Raw genomic sequence first — 25682 nt, 5'->3', positions numbered from 1 at the left:
CCTACTTGTATGGATCCGCCGCGTCGCGTAACCCGTCGCCAAGGAAGTTGAACGCCAGCACCACGATAATCACCGGCAGCACCGGATAGATCAGCCAGGGCGTCGTCGCCACCGCATTGATATTGGTCGTTTCATTGAGCAAGACACCCCAAGACGTAATCGGCGGCCTGAGGCCGAGACCAAGGAACGACAGGGCCGTCTCCCCCAAAATCATGCTCGGGATGGCAAGGCTCGCGCTGGCGATCAGGTGGCTGGCGAATGACGGCAACAGGTGACGCCCGATAATCCGCTTTGGCTTCGCCCCCATTAACTGTGCCGCCGTGCAGAAATCCTCCTCCCGAAGCGAAAGGAATTTCGATCTGACCGCACGGGCAAGCCCCGGCCAGTCAAGAAGCCCCAATATGACCGTCAGGCCGAAGAATACGAGGATCGGCGACCATGTAACCGGCAGCGCCGCCGAAAGAGCCAGCCAGAGGGGCAGCTGTGGCAGGGATTTCAACAGTTCGATCGTCCGCTGGATAACATTGTCGATCCAGCCACCGTAATAGCCTGAGATACCGCCCAGAATGATTCCGAGTGTAAAGCTGATGGCGATACCGATCAGCCCGATGGAGAGTGATATGCGCGCGCCATATATAATGCGCGAGAGAATGTCTCGCCCGAGCCGGTCCGTTCCTAGCCAGAAGAAGGACGCCAGTTTCTTGTCATCCGGACAGACCAGATGCAGGTTCGCCTTGAACAGGTTCCAGAACTCATACTCATCCCCGGCACAGAAGAAGCGCAAGGGATAGGGCTTGCTGGTGTTCACCTCATACTCGCGCTTCAGCGTTTCCCGATTAAGCCGCTGCTTGTATCCATACACAAAGGGGCCGACGAATTCGCCCTCATGAAACAGGTGAATAGACTGCGGCGGCGCAAAAATATACTTCGTATGCCGTGTTTGCAGATCATACGGCGCCAGAAACTCCGAAATCAGGATGGAGATATAGAAAAGCAGCAGAACGATGCCGCTGATCACGGCAATCCGGTGGCGACGGAATTTCCACCACATCATCTGCCATTGCGACGCCATGTAGAAACGTTCCTGCTCGGGCGTGAATTTCTCCACCGAGTGCGGATCGAATGGCTCGCGGGAGTACCAATGCTCGAGAGGCGGTTCCTTGTTCGGTCCGGTTGTATCCGTCATTTCGTCGCCCCCCCGGTCAATCGAATGCGGGGGTCGAGAACCGCGAGCAATACATCGGAGATAAACATGCCCACCACCGTCAACAGTGCAAGAAACATCAGGAGGGACCCCGCCATATACTGATCCTGGTTGCGCAAGGCCTCCAAGAGGAGCGGGCCAACCGTTGGTAGACTCAGGACCATGCTGACGATCACCGAGCCCGAAATCACATCGGGGAGAAGATTACCGATATCGGCAATAAACGGGTTGAGCGACATCCGGATCGGGTATTTGATCAATGCCTTTAATCTCGGGACGCCCTTTGCCTTCGCCGTCGTTACATACTGTTTCTGCAACTCGTCCAGAAGGTTGGCACGAAGGCGCCGGATCATGGAGGCCGTTCCGCTCGTGCCGATCACGATCACCGGCACGATCATATGATCCAATACCGACATTGCCTTGTCGAAGCTCCAGGGCTGATTGATATATTTGTCGTCCATCAATCCGCCAATGGAAACCCCGAAATAGACATTGGCATAGTAGAGCAACACCATGGCCAGAAGGAAATTCGGCGTCGCCAGACCGAGATAACCGATCAGGGTAAAGCCGTAGTCCCCGATGGAATACTGACGGGTCGCCGAGTAAACGCCGATGGGAAACGCGACAACATAAATAAAGAGGATTGTCGAGAAATTGATCAGGAAGGAGAGGCCAAGGCGGTCACCCACCACTTCCTTCACAGGCAAGTCATAAGCAAAGGACTGGCCCCAGTTTCCCTGTATCAAGCCGGAAAAACCGTTCGGGCCAGGCCAGAATCCCATCCAGAGCGCATATTGCTCAATTGGCGATTTATCAAGGGCGTATTGCTCCCGGTAAAAGGCAATTTTCGCCATCGCTGACGCGGATTCGCCCTGAGACCGCAATTCTTCAAGCTGATTGGAGAGATAGTCACCCGGTGGCAGTTGGATGATGACAAATGTCAGAATACTGATCACCAGCAGGGTGGGGATCATAATCAGCACTCTGTGTACGAAATAAGTAAACATTCAACTCTGCCCTGAGAGGAACCGATTTTTCATCGGTACTGCCCCGTATCATTTTCGCATTGTTCGCCGAAATGTGGCACGCCGTCAACCAGCGCTCTCAAAAATGCAGCGATTGTACCGAAGTCGCCTCCCCCCAAAATCTCGACCTCCTTGATCACTTAATCTTCAAACCAGAACAGATCCGGATGATAAATACCGAACTGCGCCCCGGGGTCCCAGTTATAGATGCCCTCCCTGGGTACGTTACGTAATTTGTTGGAAACGACAATTGGTTGCAAGATTGCCCCGATTACACCAATAGTAAATTGCTGATCCACGTGGATATTCAGCATTTCCCGCCAAATTTCCGCTTTTTCATCATCATCCGTTGTGACCAGCCACCTTTTGTACAAATCGAACAGTTGCTGGGCTTCCGGCAGGTCGACAGGTTCTCCTGACTTGCCCTTCGTTTCGAAATACTGGCCCCATTTTGGCCACTGATAACTGGTCTGGCTCGTCGGTGCCCGGTCCGCCGGGCTGGATTGCGCAGTCGGCAAGCCATCCTCAAACCCGGACCACACGGACATCACGGTTTCCCCGGAAAAAATACGGTTCCGGAATACTGCCCGCTGGGACGGTTTGGTGAACACCTCGATACCGATCTGTTCCCAGGACTCATTGATCAGTTCCAGGATGTCCGACTGCTCCGTCTCTTCACCGGCGGTTTCAATTACAATGACCAGCGGCTCGCCATTAGGCATCATTCTGGTGCCATCATTATTGCGTGTCGTCAGGCCCATCTCGTCCAGCAGACTGTTGGCCTTGTCAATATCGAAGGTTGCCCACTTGGTGCGCAGGTCTTCGGTATAAAACGGGCTTTGCTTCTGGACCGCGTTATTGCCCTCTACTGCCAGACCGAAAAAGAGGATATCGTTAATTTCCTCGCGGTTGATGGCAAGGGAGAGCGCCCGCCGGAACCGGACATCCCGCATCAGCTTGCGCCAGGTCGGATCCTGACTATTCAGGTTTGGATATAAGGTGAAATGGGAACCGCGCGCCGTTTCCCAGAGCAGTACTTTATAGTTGGAGCGCGTCTCATTTTCCTTCAAAAATGTGGCGTCCTGCAGACGTAGCCCTCTGGCCTGAAGGTCAGTATCCCCCGACGCAGCCTTGGCCGGGATCAGTTTGCCCTCCGACACCGTGTAGATCAGCTCATCGATATAGGGCAGTTGCTGGCCATTCGGGTCAACCCGATGGAAATAGGGGTTTCGCTTGCCCACAAACCGGTTTGCCGGCGCGGGGGTCGTGTTGCGCCAGGGCTGAAGTGTCGGTAGTTCCGGGTTATCGAATTTATAAAGATTATCGAGACGGTTATGGTTCGCCGCCCAGGACTTGAGCTTGATCTTCTGTTTCGGCGACAACTTCGACCGGTCAATATAGTCGATATGATGGGTTTTCAGGTAATGTGAGGGGCGATAAATAAGGAGTGGCGCCGCGCTGGCAAGATTAGCGAGGAAATTAGGGTTAGGAACCGACCAGGAATAAATAACCGTCAGCGGATCCGGAAACTCGACCTTAGGTAACTCACCATTGACCAATAGTTCCGCAGGTGGTCCGGCTGGAAAAAGCTTCGGGTTATTGGCAATGTCTTCCCACCAGTAGCGAAAATCCTCCGATGTAAAGGGATGGCCGTCAGACCATTTATGTCCCTGCCGCAGTTTCATGACGAAAGTTCGACCGTCGGTCACGTCCAGTGACGCGAGAATATCGGGTTTGATTTCGAAATCTTCCGTATAGCCGACAAGGCGGGCATAGCCATTTACGAACATCAGCTTCACATCAGAGGGACTACCAACCAATGTCTTGAGCTTGCCGCCATATTGGCCGATCACCTGATCCTTCCCGGGCGTCACAACAAGTGGATTTTTCGGGAGCCGGCTCTCCATCGGCGGCAGGAAGCCTGAAACCACTGAATGCTGAAAATAAGGTACTTCCGCGCGAACAACGCCAGCCGGGATCGCACAAATCAACGTTGATATTGCTACTCCCCGCGAAATTTTGCGCCATAGCTTCATAGCCGCAGCTCCTTCGGATCCGTGTTTTCGTGGACCCGGACAAAATGCCCTCCCCCAATGTCCATCATGACTGGGCTCGTATTCAAATCCGCGGTAAAGGGGGCTGGCCAGAGCTCTGGATTGGAGGCCTTTTCCTCTACCAGATTTGAGAAATTAAGTCGATGATTGGGGTCCGGTTCCGGCACCGCCGCCAACAGTCGCTTGGTGTAGGGATGCACCGGGTTTTTAAACAGGGCCTCTTTCGGCGCGGTTTCGACAAGCCGCCCCTTGCACATTACGGCAATCCTGTCGGCAATATAATCCACCACCGCCAGATTGTGGGAGATAAATAGATAGGTGAGACCAAGCTCGGCCTGCAAATCCTTCAGCAGGTTAAGGATCTGGGCCTGAATGGAGACATCCAGCGCCGAGACCGGCTCGTCACAGATCAGAAGATCCGGCTTCAGCGCAAGGGCCCGGGCAATACCGATCCGCTGCCGCTGCCCGCCTGAAAAGGAATGCGGATAACGGCGCAGGAACCGGAAATCGAGCCCAACCAGCGTCATCAATTCCTTCACCGTTTCCTCGCGTTCTGCCGCGGTACCGACATTGTGAATGATCAGCGGTTCGGAAATGATGTCGAATACAGTCATTCGCGGATTAAGGGACGAGAACGGATCCTGGAAAATAAACTGGACCTTGTTGCGATAGTCGAAAAGCTCTTCACTCGAGAGAGCGAGAACATCAATGTCACGCCCGCGGTCGTTATAGGTTACTTCCCCGGCTGTCGCCGTCAATGCCCGCAGGATAAGCTTGGACAGGGTCGTCTTGCCGCATCCGCTCTCTCCCACCAGGCCGAGGCATTCACCGGGCTGGATAAAGAAGCTCACATTATCCACCGCCAGCACCTCACCCCCTGGCTTCGCCCCAAAAAGGGAGGATTTTCGCGTTGTAAACTTCTTGGTGAGGTTGCGCACCTCAAGAATTGGTTTCTCATCTCCGGTCGCGATCGGGCGCGGGTTGGCCTGCTCAAGAAATTTACTGTTGGCGTCGCGCTTGATTTCACGAATTGGGGTCAGGCGCTCTCCCGGTTTCATGTCGAAACGGGGAATGGCATGCATGAGCGCTTTTAAATACGGGTGGCTCGGGTTTTTGAAAATATCTTCAAGGGTGCCCTGCTCCATAACCTTGCCGTGATACATGACGACGATCTCGTCGGCCATACTGGCGACAACACCAAGATCATGGGTAATCAGCAGGATCGCCATACCAAGCTGCTTTTGAAGATTTTGCATCAGGTCGAGAATTTGCGCCTGAATCGTGACGTCGAGAGCGGTCGTCGGTTCATCCGCGATCAGGAGTGCGGGATGGCAGATCATTGCCATCGCGATCATCGCCCTTTGGCGCAGTCCCCCCGAAAGTTCAAACGGGTAGGTGTGAAACGCCTCCTCCGGCTCCGGAAAGCCCACAAGTCGCAGCATGTCGACGGTTACCTTTACCCCATCCTGCTTTGTTTTCTTGTGGTGTAGATGAAGGGCCTCGGAAATCTGGTCGCCGATGGTATGCAGCGGCGAAAGAGAGGTCATCGGTTCCTGAAAGATTATGGAAATGCGGCCGCCGCGAATATTTCGCATTTCCTTGCTGTCGGGTTTCAGTTTGGCGATATCATAAAATACGCCGGGTTTTTCCGGATCGAAGAAGAGAATTTCGCCGCTTGTAATATGTGCCGGTTTCGGCAGGATTGACATGATTGCCTGGCTGATCACGGATTTACCGGAGCCGGATTCCCCCACCAGCGCAACGGTTTTGCCATCAGGTACCCGGAAGCTGACGCCGTCCACCGCCTTGATCGTCCCTTCCGGAACCCGGAATTCAACTTTGAGGTCCCTGACCAGCAGCACATTCGTCATTGGTTCGCCGTTCCAAAAGCTACCGAAGGCCTGCGATCCGGTCGGGTAATTCCCAAGGCCTGCATGTTTCTGGCCGTATTCTTGTCTGGAACAAGGCCATTCTCAGCCGCCGCCTGCGACACCAGCCTTACCAGCTCCTCAAACCCGCTGATGGATGAATCGATACTCAATCTTGCCCCCCCGCCTTTCAGCTTCAAATGCATCCAACCCGCTTCCCGATCCCGCCGTGTCGAGTAATAGTTCAGGTTGAATCCGTCCAGTTCCTCCCATTTTATGTGACGCCTTATCGGGCCGGACATGACAATACCGGCACCACTCACTTCAAAGCAGGTGAATTGCCGGAGAATTGCGCGCAGACCATACCAAACGAACGCACATAATAAAAAAACCAACAAATAAACAATGACAGAAATCGGATTTAACAACAAGAGCGGAACAAGGGTCAACGTCACACCAAACAGGGCGCGCAGATAGCTGCCCAAAAGACTTCGAAGAGGATATGTAAACACCCGCATCATTCCACTGCCTGTTCTGTCTCCTGTAGAAAAACCTCATCCGGAATTCCGTCAATCAACGCCAGTGCCCCTTCTATGGTTAGGAAACGCACCGCTGGATGATCCGTTAGCGTTGCCAGCAACTTATAAAGCGTCGCCCAGACATTCTCGTCATGAACTAGATGATGCGTGAGCAGGCCGGTTGGCTCCAGCAGATCCGCCTGTCCCTGCCGCCGTGCGGCCAAATGATCAATAACCATATCGAGCAACACTGCCTCCGGCACCACACTTCGGTCATCGCGCCAGTTTATCGGGTCGACATGGGTGTTAATTTCGGCAAGCGCCGGGCGAACCAGCCCCTCTTTTCGCGCCTTGTAGCGGGATATACCGACAAAACCGTGTTCCGCCAGCACACCAAGATGGTTGTCTGCAATCCTGTTCCAGGGTGGCACCATAATGGGAACAAACTGATTGGTAAATATCCGTGTGAGGGTTTCCTTTCCCTTGAGAAGATCGGTTTTAATTTCTTCTACTGCGCGAGTATCGGGGAATTCTGACTTCTTCGCCCCCGCCGCCGCGACATTTTCATGACTAAAGCCATGCTGAAGAATTACACACTCCTCCAGATGGTTTACAAGTTCGGGATCGACCTTTTCCGGAATGACGGCTAGTGCCAGCGGGAGATCGAAATGTTCCTTTAGATGTAACAACCGTTCCAGGGCGGGTGTTGGCGCAACCACGTCGTCGTCGCGCCACCAGAAGGTCGCGACACGTCCCTCAGATCGCCAGAGGTCAAGTTCCTTGTTCAGGCTGTCCCAACTGTTCATGCGTTTCCGTCTGCCCACATTTTCAGTAATTCTATCGTTTTCGCCCCGCCATTAACATTAATTTCGGCCCGCGCCGGCGGTCCGCTCAAGGCAATGTCCACTTTCGCGGCAAGAATCTCGGGGGTGAGCCCGTCTTCATCGGCAATTTGCAGAACGCCTTTCCTGGCCAGCAGCCGTGCCCGGAGAGTTTGTTCGGTTTCCAGCCCGCCGGCGTAGGGTACGATCACTGCCCGGCATTTGGCATGGAGGGTTTCCATCACCGTGTTATACCCTCCCTGACTTATAGATAGCGCGCAATTCATCAAAAGTGTGGTGAAATCAGCGCGCGCGCGCTCAACAACCACCCCTTCAGGCGCCAGCCCGGTCAACTCGTCAAAGATTTCCGCTTCTACTGTGGCGCCGACCATCATTCGCCAGACCCGGTCTTTTGCCGAACTAAGTGCCCGCGCCTTCATCGCCGTCTTTAAAAGATTGGTACCAACCGCCCCGCCCCCGCTGGAGACAATCACCTCGCCCGCGCCCGGCGCGTCCGGCCCGCCCTTGACGCCTGTATGGTCGACCACATAGCCGGTATAGAAGATCTTGTCCCGGATCCGCTCCGTATGGGGGAAGGTCTTGTCGAGGGATATGAGATCGGGGTCACCATGGACCATGACATAATCGAAATATTTCTCCACAAGGTCCAGCATTTCATCATTCCGGCCGGGTTTCGTCTGCGCCACGAGGATGTCCCTGACGGAGGAAATGATCAGTGGACGCGACGGGGCCGCCAGCGCCGTCTCGAGCAGCGGCAACAATTCGAAGCGCATCTGCCGCCGACCAAAAGGAAACAGCTCGGTAATCAGGATATCTGGCTTATGCTCGTTATAGATATCGAGTAGCCTATCGGCCCGCTTCTGTCGCCACTGGTCGTCGATCTGCTGTCCTTCCTCATCCACGAGCACCTTGAAATAAAGGTCCGTCGCCCGTGTCGCTGGCAGCTGGATCAATCGTGCCCCGCCAAGATCAACATCTATTTCATGTCCCCCGGAGACAACGGTGACGTCAAAACCCGCCCGCATCATGTTGCGTGCCAGCGTCGCTGTCCGCTTGAGATGCCCGATCCCCAAAAGATGCTGGACATAGAACAGGATTTTCAGCGGGGATATTAGGTCTGTCATGCGTCTTCCATACTGATATTTATACGCAGCGGTGAAAGGCCGCCATCGGGGCTTACGTCAAAAAGATGACCCGTTGCCCAGTCGAACTTGACCGGGGCCTTGTCCGTCATGTCCCAATTATAGGCCAGAGACTTTAACGCGCGTATGACACCCTTGTGGGTGACGGCAACCGTGTCAATCTTTAGACTTTGAAGCCAGGGTGTCAGGCGCGCGACAACGTCGGCCGGACTTTCACCGCCAGGCGGTGTCATATAAATTCCCCGGGCTTCGTTATATTTGAATTCCGTCCCATATTTTGCCCGAAGATCGGGCAGCGTCTCGCCTTCCCATTCCCCCCAGTTCATCTCTATCAGCGCAGGCTCTATCTTGAGCTCCGTTGCGCCCAGTAGTTCTGCTGTCTGCCGGGTCCGCTTCAGCGGGCTAGATGTCCAGCTGAACTGCTTAAACTCGGCAGGCAGGCGCATTTTCACAAGTTCCGCCCGGCCCAGCTCGCTAAGCGGAATATCCGTGCGACCCTGAATTTTCTTCTGCAAGTTCCAGTCGGTCTTGCCATGCCGTATGACCAGCAACTGAACCATTACAGTACTCCTTCGATATGCGATTTCAAGATCTCGGCGGCTTTTGCCAGTGTCCGTTCCTCCCGGACAAACTGCCGCCCTGCCTGCCCCATTTTTTCTCGCAAGGGCGCATCCGCAAGCAGTTGATCAACCGCCGCCGCAAAGGCCGCTGCGTCTCCCGGAACGGTTAGAAGACCCGTTTCCCGGTCCTTCACAACATCCGGGACACCCCGTATATTGCCTGCCACCACAGGCAGGCCGCACCCTTCTGCCTCCAGAAAGGCCATGCCATACGCCTCCCCGCAGGCGGGCCAGACGTAAATATCGGCATATTCATACCAGGCAGGCAAGGCATCCGGCGCCATGGCGCCAAGATAGACGGCCTTATCGCCAATGGGAGCAAGCGCCTCCTCCACTTCGCGCCGTCGCTCTCCGTCCCCAATCACGAGTAGCTGCCAATCCGGGGTTTTAAGACGTGCGAGCGCCGCGCCGAGCTGCTGATAGGACATTAACTTATCGCCGCCACGCATCATCGCTACGGCCAACAAATTATTCACATCTTTTCTGCCTCCGGCATTCGTAACTGCGGCATCGATATCGATCTGGGCCGCATTTTCGATGAACGTCTCGATATCGACAAAGGGTGGCAGCAGGACAAGCGCGTTATCGGCTGCGATCAACGGCTTCAGGCATTCCCCATCCAGCCGGGTCATATGAAAAACCGCACGGGCGGAACGGATAGCGCTTGCGGCGGCCTCATAACCCATTTGCCAGCCTCCGCGCGCACGTTTGGGAGCATGGCTTGCCTCCGCCACGAAGTAGGGGATATCCAGCGCGGCGCATACTGTCGGGCCGATCCAGTCGGGGGCTTTGTGGTAAATGTGGTAGGTGAACCACCCTTTGGGCGCGTCTTCGGGCCGGGCGCGCCATTTCGCGATCAGTGCCTCCGCCTCCGCCGACCCTTGTTTTTTCATGGCGTGTTGAAAATCCGCATCGCCCTGACTGTCAAAACTTCTCTTTTCAGAGGCCAGCACCGGTTCGAAACCCGCCAATTCCAGCGCCGACCAGAGCAACCTTCCCATTCGCCTGTCTCCGGACGGAACCGGGTGGTCGGGTGACTTCATAGGCGCATAAAAAGCGAGCTTCACGTTGCGGTTCCGGTTTTGCAGGGTTGTGAGGGCGGGCCCAGTTTTTCGGCAAGGCTGCCGATCCAGCGGTTGGCGTCGAAGAGATCACGCAAGCGCCGGTTTCCCTTATCGGAGAATTGCTGCCGCAGCGCAGGCTCCCGTATCAGTCGGGACAGCGCAACTGTTAATGCCGCTGGGTCACGCTCTGGCACCAGAAGTCCGGTTTCATCGTCGATTACCAATTCGGGGATTGCCGACACATTCGTCGCCACCACCGCCGCTTTCTGGCTTTGCGCCTCCATCAGGACATTTGGGAGGCCGTCACGGTCGCCATCTTCAGCAATACGGCTGGCTAGGACGAAAATATCCGCAGCCTTAAGCGCCTGCAGAACCTCGCCCTGCGGTAACGCCCCGCGCCAATCAAGGTTTTCTGCTATGCCAAGATCCTTTGCCTGCGCTTTCAGGTCCTTGAGCAGGGGGCCGCCACCAATATGCGTGAACTTCCAATGGAGATCTGCTGGCAGCGCCGCAAGTGCCCTTAAAAGATCATCATATCCCTTCTTCGCCACCGCCCGACCGACCGAGACAATCTCTACCGGCGCCGTCCGGTCGGAGCCATCCCGCGCATGGTGGCGTTCTGAAAACTCCGGAAACCGGGACATATCAAGGCCGTGATACATGAGCGACACCTTCGTGTCATCCACCGCCAACGAAGACAAATAGTCTGCATTGACGGAAGTACAGGTCACCAACCACGAAAGTTCAGCCAGCTTTTCGCGAAGCTCCCACTCGGGAGACGTCCAGATATCCTTAGCATGGGCGGAACAACTCCAGCTCCTGTCGGTGACCAGGCTGGCATAGCGCGCGACTGACGCTGGCGTATGCAGGAAATGGGCATAGATCATTGCTGCGTTCGGCGGCATTTCCGCGGCCAGCACCAGCGCCTGCCCAAATCGGCGAACACGGTTGGGCGTCAGGTCACGGCGCAGGTCTTTCAGCCAGACAGTCCGTGCCTTGCGATATCCCGGGTTGTTGCGTACGCACCACCAGGACTTCAATACACGGAGCGGTTCCTGATATAGATATTCCGGCAAATAATTGACGGGCGCGGAAATTTCCTGATGCACGGGATGGGTCGTATTGTCGGTCGGATGACGCAGGGAGACGAGCGCGAGATCGAGACCCCGCCGCTGTAAGGCCAGAAGCTCCTGCGCGATAAAAGTTTCCGACAGACGCGGATACCCCTTCAGCACGACAACAATAACAGGACTTTCACATTCTGGGGTCGGCATGGCGCTCCGGCTCAAATCTTATATATCGTCCTTGTTAAGGGCAGAAAGCGTAAATATCAACCGACAAAGGGAGGCCGAAGGACATTCCTGTGATGGTGGCACAAATTTCCTCCTTGCGGCGGAGGATAAAACTGTGAAAAACTGTCCCGTCAGCGGACCCACATATTGTGTGAAACCGATGGGAATTGAACAGGTCGCGTTTAATGGAACATAATATTTACAAGTATATTCTGCGCTACAGCAAGAAGCAGCAGGTCATACTTACCATCATGTCCATCCTGTCATTTCCCGCTCTTTACTACTATCTCGAACTTCCAAAATTGATCATCAACCAAGCTATTCAAGCCAATGATATCTCATTTCCGGTCGAATATGTCGGCTTTGAGTTTGACCAGACGGCTTTTCTGTACCTGACAGTCGGGCTCTTCCTCCTGATGGTGATTGTCAATCAGGCATTCAAATATGTGATCAATGTGTATCAGGGAATATCAGGTGAGCGGATGCTTCGGCGTCTCCGCTATGAGCTATATTGCCGGATCCTGCGGTTCCCGATGCCGACCTTCAAGAAAAAGAGTCCGGGCGAGATCATCCCGATGATTACCTCGGAAGTTGAGCCGCTCGGCGGATTTATCGGGGAAGCCTTTGCGCTGCCGATCTTTCAGGGCGGCTATCTTCTTGTTATCGTTAGTTTTCTGGTTGTCCAGAATTGGGTAATGGCCGTCGCGGCAATTGCGCTTTATCCGCTCCAGGCTTTCTTCATTCCGAAACTGCAACGGAAAGTGAACCTGCTTGGTAAGACCCGGGTGCGTCTGGTTCGCGTGTTGTCCGATCAGCTTGGAGAGTCCGTCAGTGGCGTTGAGGAGGTGCATACCCACGACGCCTCCAGCAATATGCGGGCGCAATTCTCCAATCAGATGGACAAGATCTATACTGTCCGCTACCGCATCTATCTTCTCAAGTTCATTATTAAGTTCCTCAACAATTTCATCCAGCAGCTCGGCCCGTTCTTCTTCTATGCCATCGGCGGCACCATGGTCATTAATGGGACGCTGGAGGTCGGGACGCTGGTCGCGGCCATCGGTGCCCATAAGGAAATGGCGGCACCCTGGAAGGAGCTTCTTGCCTATTACCAGCGGCGCGAGGACGCCCGCATCAAGTATGAACAGGTGATCGAGCAGTTTGAGCCCGCCGGCATGCGGGATGCCGACAATCAACTTGTAGAACCGGATGAGATTCCCAGCCTGACCGGTGAACTGGTTGCCTCTAACATTGAACTTTCCGATGATACCGGATCAAAAATCCTGGAGGGCCTGAACACCCGGTTCAAGCTGAACGAGCGAGTGGCGATCATCGGTCCCGCCGGATCGGGGCGCGAGGCGTTGACCCATGTGCTGGCCAGGTTGATTGATCCGGATCGCGGACGGCTGATGGCTGGAGATGTGAATATGGTCACCGCGCCCGAAGCCATAGTCGGGCGAAAAATCTCCTATGTCGGACAGCATGGTTATGTGTTCAATACGACATTGGGAGAAAACCTCTTCTTTGGCCTCAAGCATCGGCCACTGCATGAGAAAAAATATACGGACGAAATGGAAAAGGAACGGCAAACCTATATCAAGAATGCGGAGCTGACCGGTAATTCCATAGATGATATTGACGCGGACTGGCATGATTATGAGCTTGCCGGCGTCGAGAACGAGGAAGGGTTGAAAGCGCGCGCCCTCGAAATACTGGAGATGGTGGATCTCAGCGAAGATGTCTACCGCCTTGGCCTGCGCAGCACGATCGATCCGAAAGAGGCGCCTGAAACCGCAGAGCTGGTGCTGGCCGCCCGCCGCCGGTTTTTTGAAAAGATCGAAAACGATCCCAGCCTCAAGAACATGATCGAAGCCTTCGAACAGGATAAATATAACACCAACGCATCCGTTGCTGAAAACCTGCTGTTCGGCACACCCGTTGGTGATGAGTTCGACCTCGATCGGATGGCGGAAAATAAATATGTCCAGAAGATCATCGAAGAAGCTGGCCTGACCGAGACATTCCTCAGAATGGGTTATCAGGTCGCTACCCTGATGATCGAACTGTTTGCCGACTTGCCGCCGGACCATGAATTCTTCCAGCTTTACGGCTTTATTTCTTCGGATGACCTGCCGGAGTATCAGGCGATGATCAGCCGGATTGATTCTGAGCGGCTGAACAATCTGCGTGAAGAGGATCGGTTACGCTTCATGTCGCTACCGTTCAAGGTCATACCCTCACGGCACCGTCTTGGCGTGCTCACCGACGATATTGAGGACAAGATTGTCGCCGCACGCCATCGATTTGCCGAAGAACTGCCGCCGCATCTAAAAAACAGCGTCGCGTTTTTCGAAGCGGACGCCTATAACGCCGCCACCAATCTTCAGGACAATATCCTGTTTGGCAAAATTGCGTTTGGCTTTGCCCAGGCTGCGGAAAAAATCGGTGCAGCCCTGGCGACCGTGGTGGAGGAGATGTCCCTTAGGAGCACAATTATCGAAGTCGGGCTCAACTTTACAGTGGGTACCGCCGGGGCCCGGCTGAACGCAACGCAACGCCAGAAGCTCTGTATCGCCCGGGCAATTATCAAGAATCCGGACTTGCTGGTCCTCAACCAGGCGACATCTTCCTTCGATGGCGCGACCCAGGTGCGCTTGATGAACAACATACTTGAAGAGTTCAAGGGCCGCGGCCTGATATGGTCGCTCGACCATGCAGAGAAGACCGCCGATTTTGATCATGTACTGATCATGCGCGGGGGTCGGATTGTGGAACAGGGCTCTCCGGATAAACTGAAAGAGAGCAGTGCCCCATATAAGGAATTATTGGCGGCGTCTTAGACCCGCTAAAACAGAAGGAGAAATTCGGTGAGCCTAAAAGAAGAAGTCGAGATCCTCCGGCAGATACCCCTGTTTGCGAAAATCGAGCCTTCCAAGATCAAACTGCTGGCCTTTACGTCGGAACGGTTGACATTTCAACCGGAGGATTTCGTCTGTGAGCAGGGAGATAACGGCGATGCCGCCTATTTCATCATGGCAGGCGAAGCAGAAGTCATCGTGGAAACCCCGTCGGGACCATTAACGGTCGCAACCCTTGGCAAGAATGACGTGGTTGGCGAGATTGCCATCCTGATCGATGTGCCCCGAACGGCAACGATCAAGGCAAAGACGGAACTGACGACGCTCAAAATTACCAAGGATGTCTTTTTCCGGATGGTGACGGAGTTTCCCGAAATGGCCGTGGAGATGATGCGCGTCCTGGCAGAAAGGCTCGTGCGGACGACAGATGATTTGCAAAAAGCCAAGGAAATGATCCGGAACGGCGACTAGCGGACGACGCCCTTCTTATATTGAGTAGAGTAATTTTATGTGCAACCTGTATAAGATAAACGCCCGATGACTGGCTGGCTGTCCGCCCTATCTGTCTATCGCGACAAGCGTATTATGAGCATTACGCTGCTCGGCTTTTCCTCCGGCGCTCCGCTGCTCCTAACCGCCAGTATTTTGCAAGCCTGGCTGACCCAGGAAAATATAGATCTCACCTCCATCGGATTGTTTACCCTTGTGGGGTTGCCTTATACGCTGAAATTTCTCTGGGCACCGCTGATCGACAACATCCGGATCCCGGTTCTATCCACGCTGTTTGGCAGACGGAGAAGCTGGCTGCTCCTGCTGCAAATGTTTCTGATCGCTGCCACCCTCGCTCTCGCCTTCAGTGACCCGAGCGCGAGCCTTCTCTATGTCACGATTGCCGCCATTGCAGTAGCATTTGCCTCCGCGTCCTACGATATCATCGTCGACGCGTTTAGAATTGAGATCTGCGATCAAAAGAACATGGCAGCCGGGGCGGCAACCTTCGTATATGGCTATCGTATTGCGATGTGGCTTACGGGGTTCTCAAGCCTTGTCATCGCCGAATATTTTGGCTGGATGATCAGTTATATGGTTATGGCCGCCTTTATTCTGATTGGCACCGTCACAGTGCTCTTCACCCGCGAGCCCAAGGTGCAACCGGCCAAACCGGAAAGCGCAGAAGAACCATCAGCGAATGCCTATCTCCATTGGCTGAAAACGTCGGTCATCGATCCGTTCACCGATTTCATGAAAAAACCGGACTGGCTGATCATCCTGCTGTTTGCGGTGCTTTATAAATTCGGCGATGCGCTGGCGGGCGCCATGGCGACACCCTTCTATCTGCAAACCGGCTTTACGCTAATTGAGATTGCGGAAATCTCAAAGGTCCTCGGTACCGTGGCCACATTCGGTGGGCTATTCATTGGAGGCTGGCTACTGGCGGCAACGACAATGTACCGTACACTCTGGATTTGCGGCCTGTTGCAAATGCTCTCCAACCTGATGTTCGCTGCACAGGCGGCCATCGGGCCCGATCTCGCCTTTCTCGCCCTTACCATCGGCCTTGAGAATGTCGCGAGCGGGATGGGCACCGCCGTCTTCGTCGCCTATCTGTCCAGCCTGTGCAATACCGCTTACACGGCGACGCAATATGCTTTGCTGACCTCGTTAATGGCGGTCGCGCGCACCGTGCTTGTGTCCCCCGCGGGCTGGCTGGTGGAACGGACGGGCTGGATAGAGTTTTTCATCATCACCACCGTGGCAGCCTTGCCGGGACTTGCACTCCTCTGGTATCTCTCATATCGTCAACCAATCGAACAACAAGAAGGGGCCGCCTGAAACCCCTCGGGAGACCTACTGACATGAATATCGCCAACCTGCTGGAACGGACTGCAAAGACCTACCCGGATTTACCCGCCCTCGCCTACGGCAAGAAAATCGTAGCTACTTATCGTGACTATGCGGACCAGTCCGCGCGGCTTGCGGGCGCACTTCGCAGCAAACTCGGCCTAAACGCCGGGGACTGTGTTGCGCTGATCATGAAGAACCATCCCGAATACTGGATCGCCCTTTTCGCCGTCTGGCGCGCGGGCCTTGTCGCCGTACCGGTCAATGCCAAACTGCATATCAACGAGTTTCGCTATATTCTTGAGAATTCCGATAGCCGTCTCGTGTTCGCAACAGCGGAGCTGGCTGACGAACTCGCCGCCCTCACCGGTGAACTACCCGAGCTTGAAACCGTGATCTCCGTCCATGATGAAAGCTATCAGGCGCTTAAAAGCGAAGCTCCGCTCCCGCTGCAGGAAGCTGCGCCGGATGATCTCGCCTGGCTGTTCTACACCTCCGGCACTACGGGCAAACCGAAGGGCGCGATGCTGAGCCATCGGAACCTTCTCACCTCGGTGCTCAGCTATTTTGCCGATGTCACGGCAATCGATCCGGGGGATGCCGTCATTCATGCTGCGCCGCAAACCCACGGATCCGGCATGTATGGCCTGCCCCTGATTGCGAAAGGCGGGATCCAGGTAACGCCGGAAAGCGGCGGGTTTGACCCGGCCGAGACGCTGGAGCTGATCGCCCACTATCCCAATTCCTGCTTTTTCTTCGCCCCCACCATGGTGCACCGCCTGATTTCCAGCCCGGCATTCGAGGGAGCGGATACCAGCAACCTCAAAATTATCGTCTATGGTGGCGGGCCGATGTATGAAGCGGATATCCGGCGCGCGATTGGTGCGCTTGGCCCCCGTTTCGCCCAGATTTACGGGCAAGGTGAATCACCCATGACCATCACCGGGCTCTCAATGGCCCTAATTCGCGATGAAAGCCACCCTCGGAGAAGCGAGATCCTCGCCTCCGTCGGTACCGAACGAACCGATGTTGAGGTCAAGGTTTTCGATGCCGATGACAATCCGCTGCCCGTTGGCGAGATCGGCGAGGTGGTGGTGCGTGGCGATGTGGTCATGCAGGGTTATTGGAAAAGCCCGGAAGCGACCGCAGAGACATTGCGCGGCGGATGGCTTCATACAGGCGATATGGGCTGTTTCGACGAGGAGGGTTTCCTGACCCTGAAGGACAGGTCTAAGGATCTTATCATCTCCGGCGGCACCAATATCTATCCGCGCGAGATCGAGGAGGCATTGCTTACTCATCCTGATGTCGATGAAATCTCCATTGTCGGACGACCGCACGCAGACTGGGGCGAGGAGGTTGTTGCCTTTGTGGTTGTGCGCAAAGGCGGCAATGTGACTCCGAAGGAGCTTGACGAGCATTGCATAAAGCATATCGCCCGCTTCAAACGGCCAAAGGAATATTTCTTCCTGGAGGAACTTCCCAAAAACAACTATGGCAAGGTTCTGAAAACGGAACTGCGGGCACAGCTTGACGCGGGATGATCAACTGAGAATCAAGTCAGGTTGCGGATGGCGGCGGCAGCGATGGAAACATCGTCGATACCCCAGAGGCCATCGTCATACTGTATGAAAGGACCGGAGCCGGACCAGGCGACGACGTTACTTGTCAGGCCCGGGACATATTTCTCCTTGTCATCCTGATAGGGGTTCGGGGCCGTCGCCTCGCTCAGGCGGAGGCGGATGTCCCCGCGTTTGCCGGTAAGCCGTTTAAGTTCAAAATTCGTAATCTCGCTCGTCTGAAACGCCCTCTCATGGACGCGGAAAAGGCCCTTTCGCAAGATAACCACGCGCTTGTCCGTCACGAAATAGGCCGTGCGATAAGCGCGCCAACCATAGCGCAGCGGACTGGAGAAAAGCCAGAGGGAGCCAAACGCCAACGCTACCTCTGGCAAGCGGACATCGCCAAACTCCTCCGATGTCCAAACGAGCATGACAAGCAGGGCGGTCAGGAACGCACCGCAGAGGCAAAACCAGAAATTAAAGAATAGGGATCGGAACACACTCGGACGCCCCGACCAAAGCAGCGTTTCATCCGGCCACAGCACATGATCACCGAACCAGATTTCAGCGGGAGAACGTGTCGGCTCCGCAGGGGTCATTTTAATTCCTCATAATTTGGGGTATATACTAAAAGAAAATGGAGCGCATACACAACTCTGAGGCATAGAATGAATAATAAACTGACACGGCCGGTTACAGACGAGGAAATCAGGACATTTCAGGAAGATGGGGTTGTCTGCCTTCGCGGCTTTTTCAATATGGACTGGATTGAACGCCTGCGCGATCTGATCGATCAGGATATGGCCAACCCATCTGGCATGGTAAAAAGTATTGATGCCAAGGATGCGAGCGGCTTTTTCTTTGGCGACACCTTCGTCTGTCATCATCTGGACGGGTTCAAGGACGCCGTGTTCAACTCCCCGGCATCGCAGATTGCCGCCTCCATCCTGAAGGCCAAGAAAGTCAATCTGCTGTTCGATCAGATTCTGGTGAAGGAGCCCGATACTTCCACACCAACGCCCTGGCATCAGGACTATACCTACTGGCCCGTTGCAGGGGACCAGGTGGCGACACTCTGGCTCGCGCTCGATCCCGTAACCTTTGAGAGTGGGGCAGTTGAGTATCTTCGCGGATCGCATCGCTGGGGCAAGAAATTTCTCGCCATCAGTTTCGACCCCGATCAGCAATATGAGGAAGATTTACCCGAGGTGCCGGATGTGGAAGCAGCGCGCGATGACTACGACATTGTTTCCTATGAGCTGGAGCCGGGAGATTGCACCCTCCATCACGGCCTGACCCTGCACGGGGCGCAGCCAAACCGGACACCGAATATCCGCCGCCGTGCCTATATCCAGCGCTGGACCGGTCATGATGTGACCTACAATCCAAGGCCGAACCTGCAGAAAATGCTACGCGATCCAATGATTCAGCCGGGTGCCCCGTTGGATAGCGATCTTTTCCCCGTCGTCTGGCAGAGCTAACCGGCTCGTCGCGACCGGGACGCCGTTTCCTTATCTAGATACAGCTCTTCAAGGGCCGCCAACCCCTTGAAGAGGGCTTCGCTGTTCTCCTTGCCAAGGCGCGATATCATCTCCTGTTCAATTCGCTGCATTTTTGGCACCAGATTTTCATACGCCTTTTGTCCCTGCTTTGTCAGGGTAATACGCTCCAGCCGCCTGTCATTCTCATCAACCTCACGGACCAGCCAGCGTTTCTGCTCAAGCGCATAGATCGCGCGGCTGACCTTTGTTTTGTGCATGGTTGAATAGTAGGAAATCTCGGTGGCGGTCATTGTCCCCTTCTGGCCAAGCAATGCAAAGGCCCGCCATTCCGGGCGACTCAACCCATATTCGGTTTTATAGGCAATGCTCGCGTTGCGGCTAAGTGTTTCGGCAAGGCGATTGAAACGATATGGCAAAAATTCCTCTAGAACGAGATTCATGAAAAAACTTTCTTGATAGTTACAAATTAGACTGTTACATATGTTACTAATATAAAACATGAAGATCAACAAGGATTTGTCCCTATGGTTCTTGCCTACATGTCCGGTTTCAATAATGAGTTTGAAACAGAGGCACTTCCCGGCGCCCTGCCGGAGGGGCGTAATAGTCCCCAGAAATGCGCCTATGGCCTCTATGCGGAACAGTTCTCAGGCACTGCCTTTACGGCACCCAATGCCACGAATGCCCGCAGCTGGCTTTACCGGATGCGCCCCTCCGTCCGGCATATGCAGCATTTCAGGCCCGTAGACCGGCCGCTTTGGAAATCCGCGCCAGCCGCTTTTGAGGATGCGCCGCTTGGTCAGCTCCGGTGGAACCCGATTGCTGTGCCCGTTGAACCCACATCCTTTATCTCGGGGATTCGCACCATCACCACTGCGGGCAGCGTTCTCGCGCAAGCGGGTATGGCGGCACACATATATGTGGCCAATGCGGACATGACAGATGACTATTTCTTCAACGCGGATGGGGAGATGCTGCTGGTCCCGGAAATGGGCCGGTTGAGGATCATAACGGAGCTCGGTATTCTGGACGTAGAGCCATTGGAAATCTGTGTCCTGCCGCGCGGTATGATGTTTCGTGTGGAACTGGTGGACGGATCCGCCCGTGGCTATATCTGCGAAAATTACGGCCCGCGGTTCACCCTGCCTGAACGCGGTCCGATCGGTGCGAACAGCCTCGCAAATCCACGCGATTTCAAGTATCCCACTGCCACTTACGAAGAAAAAGAATCTCCCTGCCGGGTTGAAACCAAATGGGGCGGGAAGTTCTATGGCACAGATATCATGCATTCTCCCCTTGATGTGGTGGCCTGGCATGGAAATTATGCCCCTTACAAATACGACCTCCGTCACTACAACACCATCGGGTCGATTTCCTTTGATCATCCCGATCCGTCAATTTTCACTGTCCTGACAGCCCCAACGGGTGAACCCGGGACGGCAAATGTGGATCTGGCCATCTTCCCGCCGCGCTGGCTGGTGGCAGAGGATACCTTCCGCCCACCCTGGTATCACCGCAACATCATGAGCGAGTTCATGGGGCTTATCCAGGGTCAGTATGACGCGAAGGAGGAAGGATTCGTTCCCGGCGGCATCAGCCTGCATAACATGATGCTCCCGCACGGGCCGGACAGCTTCGGGTTCGAGAAGGCCAGCAATGCGGACCTGGCGCCGCAAAAGCTCGACGAGACGATGGCGTTCATGTTCGAGACGCGCCTGCCGCAACTCGTCACCGAATTCGCCGCCTGCCACGACAGCCTGCAAAAGAACTATATCAACTGCTGGGACGGGCTTGAGAAGAAATTTGATGGAACGATCGAGGGAAAGAAATGAAGCTAGCAACACTAAAAGACGACAGTCGCGACGGCTGCCTGGTCGTGGTCTCGAAAGACCTCACCCGCTGCGTAAAAGTGCCAGACATAGCCGCCCATTTACAGGGTGCGCTCGATAACTGGGACGTTTCCTCCCCGAAACTACAGGAAGTGGCGAAACAACTGGAAAACGATAGCTCTTACGGCGAGAAATTCGACCAAAGCGCAGCCCATTCGCCGCTTCCTCGGGCCTTTCAATGGGCGGATGGTTCGGCCTATGTCAATCATGTAGAGCTGGTGCGAAAAGCAAGGCGTGCGGAGATGCCCCCCTCTTTCTGGACCGATCCGTTGATGTATCAGGGCGGGTCAGACAGCTTTCTGGCACCCCATGACCCGATCCGGATGGCGGATGAAGCCTATGGCATCGATATGGAAGGTGAAGTGGCGGTGATCGTCGATGATGTCCCGATGGGCGCAGGTACTGATCAGGCCCGCGACGCGATCCGGCTTGTCATGATCGCCAACGATGTATCCCTGCGCGGCTTGATCCCGGCAGAGCTTGGCAAGGGGTTTGGTTTTTTCCACTCCAAACCGTCGAGCGCCTTTGCTCCCGTCGCTGTGACGCCCGATGACTTGGGCGATGCCTGGGACGGGGCGAAACTCCACCTCCCGCTGCTTGTCGACTATAACGGCGCGCCCTTTGGCAAGGCCAATGCGGGCATCGACATGACCTTCAACTTTGCCGAGCTGATTGCCCATGCAGCAAAGACCCGGCCGCTGTGTGCGGGTTCGATTATCGGTTCAGGAACGGTTTCCAACAAGCTGAATGACGGACCGGGAAAGGCAATTTCCGAAGGCGGGGACGGTTTTTCCTGTATCGCGGAAATCCGCATGATCGAGACGATTAATGGCGGGAAGCCCGTCACACCTTTCATGAAATTCGGCGACACCGTCCGGATTGAGATGAAAGACGCAAACGGCGCCTCAATTTTTGGCGCGATTGAGCAGACTGTCCAAAAATACACGCCCAAGGGCGCGTAACTTCAATAAAGGGAAATCAAGATGAGCAAAGCGTTTGCCTCACAAGGCGACATGGAAGAAAAAACCATTTCATTTACGGAAATCGGTCCCGATCTCTGGGCCTTCACCGCGGAGGGAGATCCAAACACCGGGGTTATAATCGGCGACGATTCCGTCATGGTTATCGATACCCAGGCGACGCCCCGCATGGCGAATATGGTAATGGAGCGCATCCGGTCGGTCACCGACAAGCCGGTCAAATATGTTGTTCTGTCTCATTATCATGCGGTCCGGGTTCTCGGTGCCTCCGCCTATAACGCAGAGGAAATTATCGCGTCCGATAAATGCCGCGCGATGGTCGCCGAGCGTGGACAGGAGGACTGGGATAGTGAGTTTGAACGCTTCCCCCGCCTGTTCGAAGGACATGAAGGCATTCCGGGGCTGACCTGGCCAACCATGACCTTCTCCAAGAAGATGACTGTTTACCTTGGTAAACGGCGGGTCGACCTGATGCATCTGGGTCGCGCCCATACTGCAGGCGACGTCGTCGTCCATGTCCCGGATTCAGGCGTGATTTTCTCCGGCGACGTTGTCGAGTATCACTCCGCCTGCTATTGCGGAGACGGGCATTTCAACGATTGGGGCAAGACACTTGACGCCATAGCCGCCTTCAACCCGAAATCCATCGTGCCCGGACGTGGCGATGCACTTGTCGGGGATGAGCTTGTAAATGCGGCGCTCACCAACACCCGTGATTTCGTCGAGAGCACGTATCGTCCCGTTGCCGCCGTGGTCGCACGCGGCGGAAGCCTGAAGGAAGCCTGGGACGCGGTTCGCGCCGAATGCGACCCCAAATTTGCCGATTATGCAATCTATGAACATTGCCTGCCGTTCAATGTCGCCCGCGCCTATGACGAGGCGCAAGGCATCGACACGCCGCGTATCTGGACGGCGGAACGGGACAAGGAAATGTGGGCCTCCCTGCAAGGATAGTCGGGCAATGCATTATCAGAACAGGAAATATCCATTTCGAACTCCGCCAGAGCTGATGGGCGAGGGCCGTGGCAGATACCCCGTCGCCATCATCGGCGCGGGCCCTATCGGAATGGCCATGGCAATAGACCTTGCCCTGCATGGTATCCGCTCCGTAATTCTGGACGACAATAATATGGTCTCCGTCGGGTCCCGTGCCATCTGCTGGGCCAAGCGCACCCTGGAGATCTTCGACCGGCTCGGTATCGGTGACCGGATGCTGGAAAAGGGCGTGACGTGGAAAGTCGGTCGATTGTTTCATGGGAAGGAGGAGGTCTATAATTTCGATCTTCTGCCCGATGACGCGCATAAGATGCCCGCCTTCGTCAATCTCCAGCAATATTATGTGGAGGAGTACCTTGTTGACCGGATTGCGGATTTTCCGGATCTGATTGATTTACGCTGGCTGAATAAGGTCACAGGTGAAGAGATCACCGACGACGGTGTCGCGCTTCATGTGAAGACGTCGGAAGGTAATTACTGGCTCAGTGCGGACTATGTTCTTGCCTGCGATGGATGCAAATCACAAATACGCCAGCGCATGGGATTGGCGTTCGAAGGGCAGACCTTTGAGGAACATTTCCTGATCACGGATGTTGAAATGCCCGAGCCTCCATTTGAAAGCGAAACGCCAGAGCGCTGGTTCTGGTTCAAGCCGCCCTTTCATTCGGGACAATCCGCTCTCCTTCATAAGCAGCCGGATAATATATACCGCATTGATCTTCAACTTGGTCCGGATACTGACCCCACGGAGGAGGCAAAGCCCGAGCAGGTGATCCCGCGTGTGAAACAGATTATCGGCGACCGTGACTTCAAGATCGACTGGGTCAGCGTGTACAGCTTTACCTGCGCGATGCTGGAAAAGTTTGTTCATGGCCGGATAATTTTCGTCGGAGACAGCGCCCATGTGGTCTCTCCCTTTGGCGCGCGCGGTGGCAATGGCGGCATTCAGGATGTGGATAACCTCGGCTGGAAGCTGGCCGCCGTTCTAAAAGGGGAAGCGGAGCCAGCCCTCCTAGAAAGCTATGATGAGGAACGGCGGCACGGCGCGCGCGAGAATATCAAGAACTCCGCCCGCGCGACCAATTTCATGACCCCGAAATCGAAGATGGAGGCAATGTTCCGTGATGCCGTGCTGAACCTCGCAAGCGATCTCCCCTTTGCGCGACGGCTTGTGAATTCCGGCCGCCTGTCGTTCCCCTGTTCGCTGGAAGGTTTTACACTGCAAAGCCCTCATACCGCACCGCGTGGTCTTGCGCCCGGCACCCCCTGCCCCGATGCACCGCTGGAGGATGGCTGGCTTCTCAATCAGCTCGGAAAGGAATTCATTCTTCTCACTATTGGAGCCAGGGCAAAAGCGCTTGCCCCATCAGGAGTAAAATCCCTGCATTTTGAAAATAGTCCCGGCGTAATCGCCCAATATGGCGACGACATGATCTACCTCATCCGCCCGGACCAGCATATCGCCGCGGCGTTCGAGGCCGGAACGGATAGCAAAGCGATCGAACGGGCGCTTGTTCGCGCCACCGGCAGCCTTGCCCTGGAGACAGCAATATGAGCCAGAATTTAGACCTCCGCGACCGCCTGCATCCACATGGCGATGATTTTTACGAACTGCTGATGGCCGCGCATGACGGGCTGGAATTCGATCAATCTGCCGCGCTCAACGCCCGGCTCGTCCTTATACTCGCCAATGAAGTCGGGGATATCAACAGCCTTACCGCCGCCATTGAGCGTGCGGCAGCCTCTTAATAAAGGGGTTCCGCGATGACAGAAATTATTCTCTATGATTATTGGCGATCCAGTGCGAGCTATCGCGTCCGCATTGCGCTTAATATCAAGGGTATTGCCTATAGAGCCGTGCCGGTCAACCTGCTGACGCAGGAAAACCTGTCCGAGGCTCACCTAGCGCGCAATCCGCAAGGCTACGTTCCCGCACTGGAAATCGACGGGCAGGTCATGACCCAATCCGTCTCTATTATCAATTACCTGGAGGAAACACGGCCAAAGATCCCCCTTCTACCTGAAACACCAACAGCGCGGCAAAAGGCGCGGGCCATGGCCGATGTCATTGCGATGGATATACACCCGGTCTGCAACCTCAATGTGGCGGCCCATGCGGTGGCTTTGATGAAGGGTGGCGATGCAGACAAGGCCAACTGGATGCGCCATTTCATCACCAAGGGCCTATCCGCTCTCGAAATTATGGCAATGGAAGCGAAAAACGGCGATTTCTGCGTCGGAAATCATCCGACAATAGCCGATATCTGCCTGGTTCCGCAGCTTTATAACGCCGAACGCTGGGGGGTCGATATGTCCGCGATGCCGCGACTTCGCGCGATTGGCGATCATTGCGCCACAATTGAAGCATTTCGGAAAGCCACGCCCGAGGCCGTTCATCAACCTGACGCCGGGTAGCAATTGGCC

At 55.1% G+C, this 25682-nt stretch carries 23 protein-coding genes; 11 read left to right on the top strand and 12 right to left on the bottom strand.

Annotated elements, in window-relative coordinates; all coding sequences use genetic code 11:
• Position 1: 1 nt before the first annotated feature.
• The 10 genes from J0X12_RS04400 to J0X12_RS04355 all read right to left on the bottom strand — a co-directional run bounded on the left by J0X12_RS04400 (position 2) and on the right by J0X12_RS04355 (position 11611).
• Positions 2-1186, bottom strand: a complete 1185-nt coding sequence (locus J0X12_RS04400) for an ABC transporter permease (RefSeq protein WP_207042634.1) — start codon at positions 1184-1186, stop codon at positions 2-4.
• Entirely contained in the window at positions 1183-2211 is a 1029-nt protein-coding gene (locus tag J0X12_RS04395; protein WP_207042633.1) for an ABC transporter permease, read from the bottom strand. The genes J0X12_RS04400 and J0X12_RS04395 overlap by 4 nt, the downstream gene beginning before the upstream one ends.
• A 158-nt stretch (positions 2212-2369) precedes the next feature.
• On the bottom strand, positions 2370-4265 hold the full coding sequence (locus tag J0X12_RS04390; protein ID WP_207042632.1) for an ABC transporter substrate-binding protein: 1896 nt from the start codon (positions 4263-4265) through the stop codon (positions 2370-2372).
• On the bottom strand, positions 4262-6154 hold the full coding sequence (locus J0X12_RS04385) for an ABC transporter ATP-binding protein (protein ID WP_207042631.1): 1893 nt from the start codon (positions 6152-6154) through the stop codon (positions 4262-4264). The genes J0X12_RS04390 and J0X12_RS04385 overlap by 4 nt, the downstream gene beginning before the upstream one ends.
• The gene (locus J0X12_RS04380) at positions 6151-6663 is read right to left on the bottom strand and encodes a hypothetical protein (RefSeq protein ID WP_207042630.1); all 513 of its coding nucleotides are present in this window, start codon (positions 6661-6663) and stop codon (positions 6151-6153) included. Before J0X12_RS04380 ends, J0X12_RS04385 begins: the two co-directional genes overlap by 4 nt.
• Before the next feature lie 5 nt (positions 6664-6668).
• The gene (locus J0X12_RS04375) at positions 6669-7475 is read right to left on the bottom strand and encodes a polysaccharide deacetylase family protein (RefSeq protein WP_207042629.1); all 807 of its coding nucleotides are present in this window, start codon (positions 7473-7475) and stop codon (positions 6669-6671) included.
• Positions 7472-8635 carry a glycosyltransferase family protein gene (locus J0X12_RS04370; protein WP_207042628.1) on the bottom strand — a complete coding sequence of 388 codons (1164 nt, stop codon included), beginning with the start codon at positions 8633-8635 and terminating at the stop codon, positions 7472-7474. The genes J0X12_RS04375 and J0X12_RS04370 overlap by 4 nt, the downstream gene beginning before the upstream one ends.
• Positions 8632-9213 (bottom strand): histidine phosphatase family protein, encoded by a 582-nt coding sequence (locus J0X12_RS04365; RefSeq protein ID WP_207042627.1) that lies wholly within the window; start codon positions 9211-9213, stop codon positions 8632-8634. Before J0X12_RS04365 ends, J0X12_RS04370 begins: the two co-directional genes overlap by 4 nt.
• On the bottom strand, positions 9213-10274 hold the full coding sequence (locus J0X12_RS04360) for a glycosyltransferase family 4 protein (protein WP_207042625.1): 1062 nt from the start codon (positions 10272-10274) through the stop codon (positions 9213-9215). The genes J0X12_RS04365 and J0X12_RS04360 overlap by 1 nt, the downstream gene beginning before the upstream one ends.
• 62 nt (positions 10275-10336) lie before the next feature.
• On the bottom strand, positions 10337-11611 hold the full coding sequence (locus tag J0X12_RS04355) for a glycosyltransferase (protein WP_207042624.1): 1275 nt from the start codon (positions 11609-11611) through the stop codon (positions 10337-10339).
• 203 nt (positions 11612-11814) lie between these two features.
• Here J0X12_RS04355 and J0X12_RS04350 point away from each other — a divergent pair, with 203 nt between their 5' ends.
• From J0X12_RS04350 to J0X12_RS04335, 4 genes are all read left to right on the top strand, one after another.
• Complete coding sequence (locus J0X12_RS04350) at positions 11815-14469, top strand: ABC transporter transmembrane domain-containing protein (protein ID WP_207042622.1); 2655 nt, start codon at positions 11815-11817, stop codon at positions 14467-14469.
• A gap of 27 nt (positions 14470-14496) precedes the next feature.
• A complete protein-coding gene (locus tag J0X12_RS04345; RefSeq protein WP_207042614.1) occupies positions 14497-14958 on the top strand; it encodes a cyclic nucleotide-binding domain-containing protein in 462 nt (153 codons plus the stop codon).
• A gap of 66 nt (positions 14959-15024) precedes the next feature.
• Entirely contained in the window at positions 15025-16320 is a 1296-nt protein-coding gene (locus J0X12_RS04340) for an AmpG family muropeptide MFS transporter (RefSeq protein WP_207042612.1), read from the top strand.
• Between the two features lie 23 nt (positions 16321-16343).
• Entirely contained in the window at positions 16344-17873 is a 1530-nt protein-coding gene (locus J0X12_RS04335) for an acyl-CoA synthetase (RefSeq protein WP_207042610.1), read from the top strand.
• Between the two features lie 11 nt (positions 17874-17884).
• Here the strand turns inward: J0X12_RS04335 and J0X12_RS04330 are convergent, their stop codons facing one another.
• Positions 17885-18490: a PH domain-containing protein gene (locus tag J0X12_RS04330; RefSeq protein ID WP_207042608.1), complete on the bottom strand. Its 606-nt coding sequence runs from the start codon at positions 18488-18490 to the stop codon at positions 17885-17887.
• 69 nt (positions 18491-18559) lie between these two features.
• Here J0X12_RS04330 and J0X12_RS04325 point away from each other — a divergent pair, with 69 nt between their 5' ends.
• Positions 18560-19372 carry a phytanoyl-CoA dioxygenase family protein gene (locus J0X12_RS04325; RefSeq protein WP_207042603.1) on the top strand — a complete coding sequence of 271 codons (813 nt, stop codon included), beginning with the start codon at positions 18560-18562 and terminating at the stop codon, positions 19370-19372.
• Here the strand turns inward: J0X12_RS04325 and J0X12_RS04320 are convergent.
• The gene (locus J0X12_RS04320; protein WP_207042602.1) at positions 19369-19833 is read right to left on the bottom strand and encodes a MarR family transcriptional regulator; all 465 of its coding nucleotides are present in this window, start codon (positions 19831-19833) and stop codon (positions 19369-19371) included. The genes J0X12_RS04325 and J0X12_RS04320 overlap by 4 nt on opposite strands.
• Positions 19834-19917: 84 nt before the next feature.
• Here J0X12_RS04320 and hmgA point away from each other — a divergent pair, with 84 nt between their 5' ends.
• From hmgA to maiA, 6 genes are read left to right on the top strand one after another with little or no spacing between them, the layout of a single operon-like run.
• A complete protein-coding gene (hmgA, locus tag J0X12_RS04315; RefSeq protein WP_237687943.1) occupies positions 19918-21225 on the top strand; it encodes a homogentisate 1,2-dioxygenase in 1308 nt (435 codons plus the stop codon).
• Positions 21222-22244 carry a fumarylacetoacetate hydrolase family protein gene (locus J0X12_RS04310; RefSeq protein WP_207042601.1) on the top strand — a complete coding sequence of 341 codons (1023 nt, stop codon included), beginning with the start codon at positions 21222-21224 and terminating at the stop codon, positions 22242-22244. The genes hmgA and J0X12_RS04310 overlap by 4 nt, the downstream gene beginning before the upstream one ends.
• A 21-nt stretch (positions 22245-22265) precedes the next feature.
• Positions 22266-23216: an MBL fold metallo-hydrolase gene (locus J0X12_RS04305; protein WP_207042600.1), complete on the top strand. Its 951-nt coding sequence runs from the start codon at positions 22266-22268 to the stop codon at positions 23214-23216.
• Between the two features lie 7 nt (positions 23217-23223).
• On the top strand, positions 23224-24813 hold the full coding sequence (locus J0X12_RS04300; RefSeq protein WP_207042599.1) for an FAD-dependent oxidoreductase: 1590 nt from the start codon (positions 23224-23226) through the stop codon (positions 24811-24813).
• The gene (locus J0X12_RS04295) at positions 24810-25007 is read left to right on the top strand and encodes a DUF2783 domain-containing protein (RefSeq protein WP_207042598.1); all 198 of its coding nucleotides are present in this window, start codon (positions 24810-24812) and stop codon (positions 25005-25007) included. Before J0X12_RS04300 ends, J0X12_RS04295 begins: the two co-directional genes overlap by 4 nt.
• 15 nt (positions 25008-25022) lie before the next feature.
• Positions 25023-25673: a maleylacetoacetate isomerase gene (maiA, locus tag J0X12_RS04290; protein ID WP_207042597.1), complete on the top strand. Its 651-nt coding sequence runs from the start codon at positions 25023-25025 to the stop codon at positions 25671-25673.
• The last annotated feature ends 9 nt before the right edge of the window (positions 25674-25682 follow it).

Origin of the sequence: Sneathiella sedimenti (genome assembly GCF_017313765.1) — a bacterium.
In the GTDB taxonomy this organism is placed as follows: domain Bacteria; phylum Pseudomonadota; class Alphaproteobacteria; order Sneathiellales; family Sneathiellaceae; genus Sneathiella; species Sneathiella sedimenti.
The sequence above is the reverse complement of the archived record's forward strand: the minus strand, read 5'-3'. Positions and strand labels throughout refer to the sequence as shown.

Bases quoted from the DNA above. Each gene is read 5' to 3' on its own strand.
- J0X12_RS04295 (WP_207042598.1), top strand. From the start codon at position 24,810: ATGAGCCAGAATTTAGACCTCCGCGACCGCCTGCATCCACATGGCGAT.
- J0X12_RS04375 (WP_207042629.1), bottom strand. From the start codon at position 7,475: ATGAACAGTTGGGACAGCCTGAACAAGGAACTTGACCTCTGGCGATCT.
- J0X12_RS04385 (WP_207042631.1), bottom strand. From the start codon at position 6,154: ATGACGAATGTGCTGCTGGTCAGGGACCTCAAAGTTGAATTCCGGGTT.
- J0X12_RS04320 (WP_207042602.1), bottom strand. From the start codon at position 19,833: ATGAATCTCGTTCTAGAGGAATTTTTGCCATATCGTTTCAATCGCCTT.
- J0X12_RS04350 (WP_207042622.1), top strand. From the start codon at position 11,815: ATGGAACATAATATTTACAAGTATATTCTGCGCTACAGCAAGAAGCAG.
- J0X12_RS04310 (WP_207042601.1), top strand. From the start codon at position 21,222: ATGAAGCTAGCAACACTAAAAGACGACAGTCGCGACGGCTGCCTGGTC.
- J0X12_RS04360 (WP_207042625.1), bottom strand. From the start codon at position 10,274: ATGGGAAGGTTGCTCTGGTCGGCGCTGGAATTGGCGGGTTTCGAACCG.
- hmgA (WP_237687943.1), top strand. From the start codon at position 19,918: ATGGTTCTTGCCTACATGTCCGGTTTCAATAATGAGTTTGAAACAGAG.
- J0X12_RS04400 (WP_207042634.1), bottom strand. From the start codon at position 1,186: ATGACGGATACAACCGGACCGAACAAGGAACCGCCTCTCGAGCATTGG.
- J0X12_RS04355 (WP_207042624.1), bottom strand. From the start codon at position 11,611: ATGCCGACCCCAGAATGTGAAAGTCCTGTTATTGTTGTCGTGCTGAAG.
- J0X12_RS04370 (WP_207042628.1), bottom strand. From the start codon at position 8,635: ATGACAGACCTAATATCCCCGCTGAAAATCCTGTTCTATGTCCAGCAT.
- J0X12_RS04390 (WP_207042632.1), bottom strand. From the start codon at position 4,265: ATGAAGCTATGGCGCAAAATTTCGCGGGGAGTAGCAATATCAACGTTG.
- J0X12_RS04395 (WP_207042633.1), bottom strand. From the start codon at position 2,211: ATGTTTACTTATTTCGTACACAGAGTGCTGATTATGATCCCCACCCTG.
- J0X12_RS04335 (WP_207042610.1), top strand. From the start codon at position 16,344: ATGAATATCGCCAACCTGCTGGAACGGACTGCAAAGACCTACCCGGAT.
- J0X12_RS04330 (WP_207042608.1), bottom strand. From the start codon at position 18,490: ATGACCCCTGCGGAGCCGACACGTTCTCCCGCTGAAATCTGGTTCGGT.
- J0X12_RS04340 (WP_207042612.1), top strand. From the start codon at position 15,025: ATGACTGGCTGGCTGTCCGCCCTATCTGTCTATCGCGACAAGCGTATT.
- J0X12_RS04325 (WP_207042603.1), top strand. From the start codon at position 18,560: ATGAATAATAAACTGACACGGCCGGTTACAGACGAGGAAATCAGGACA.
- maiA (WP_207042597.1), top strand. From the start codon at position 25,023: ATGACAGAAATTATTCTCTATGATTATTGGCGATCCAGTGCGAGCTAT.
- J0X12_RS04365 (WP_207042627.1), bottom strand. From the start codon at position 9,213: ATGGTTCAGTTGCTGGTCATACGGCATGGCAAGACCGACTGGAACTTG.
- J0X12_RS04300 (WP_207042599.1), top strand. From the start codon at position 23,224: ATGCATTATCAGAACAGGAAATATCCATTTCGAACTCCGCCAGAGCTG.
- J0X12_RS04305 (WP_207042600.1), top strand. From the start codon at position 22,266: ATGAGCAAAGCGTTTGCCTCACAAGGCGACATGGAAGAAAAAACCATT.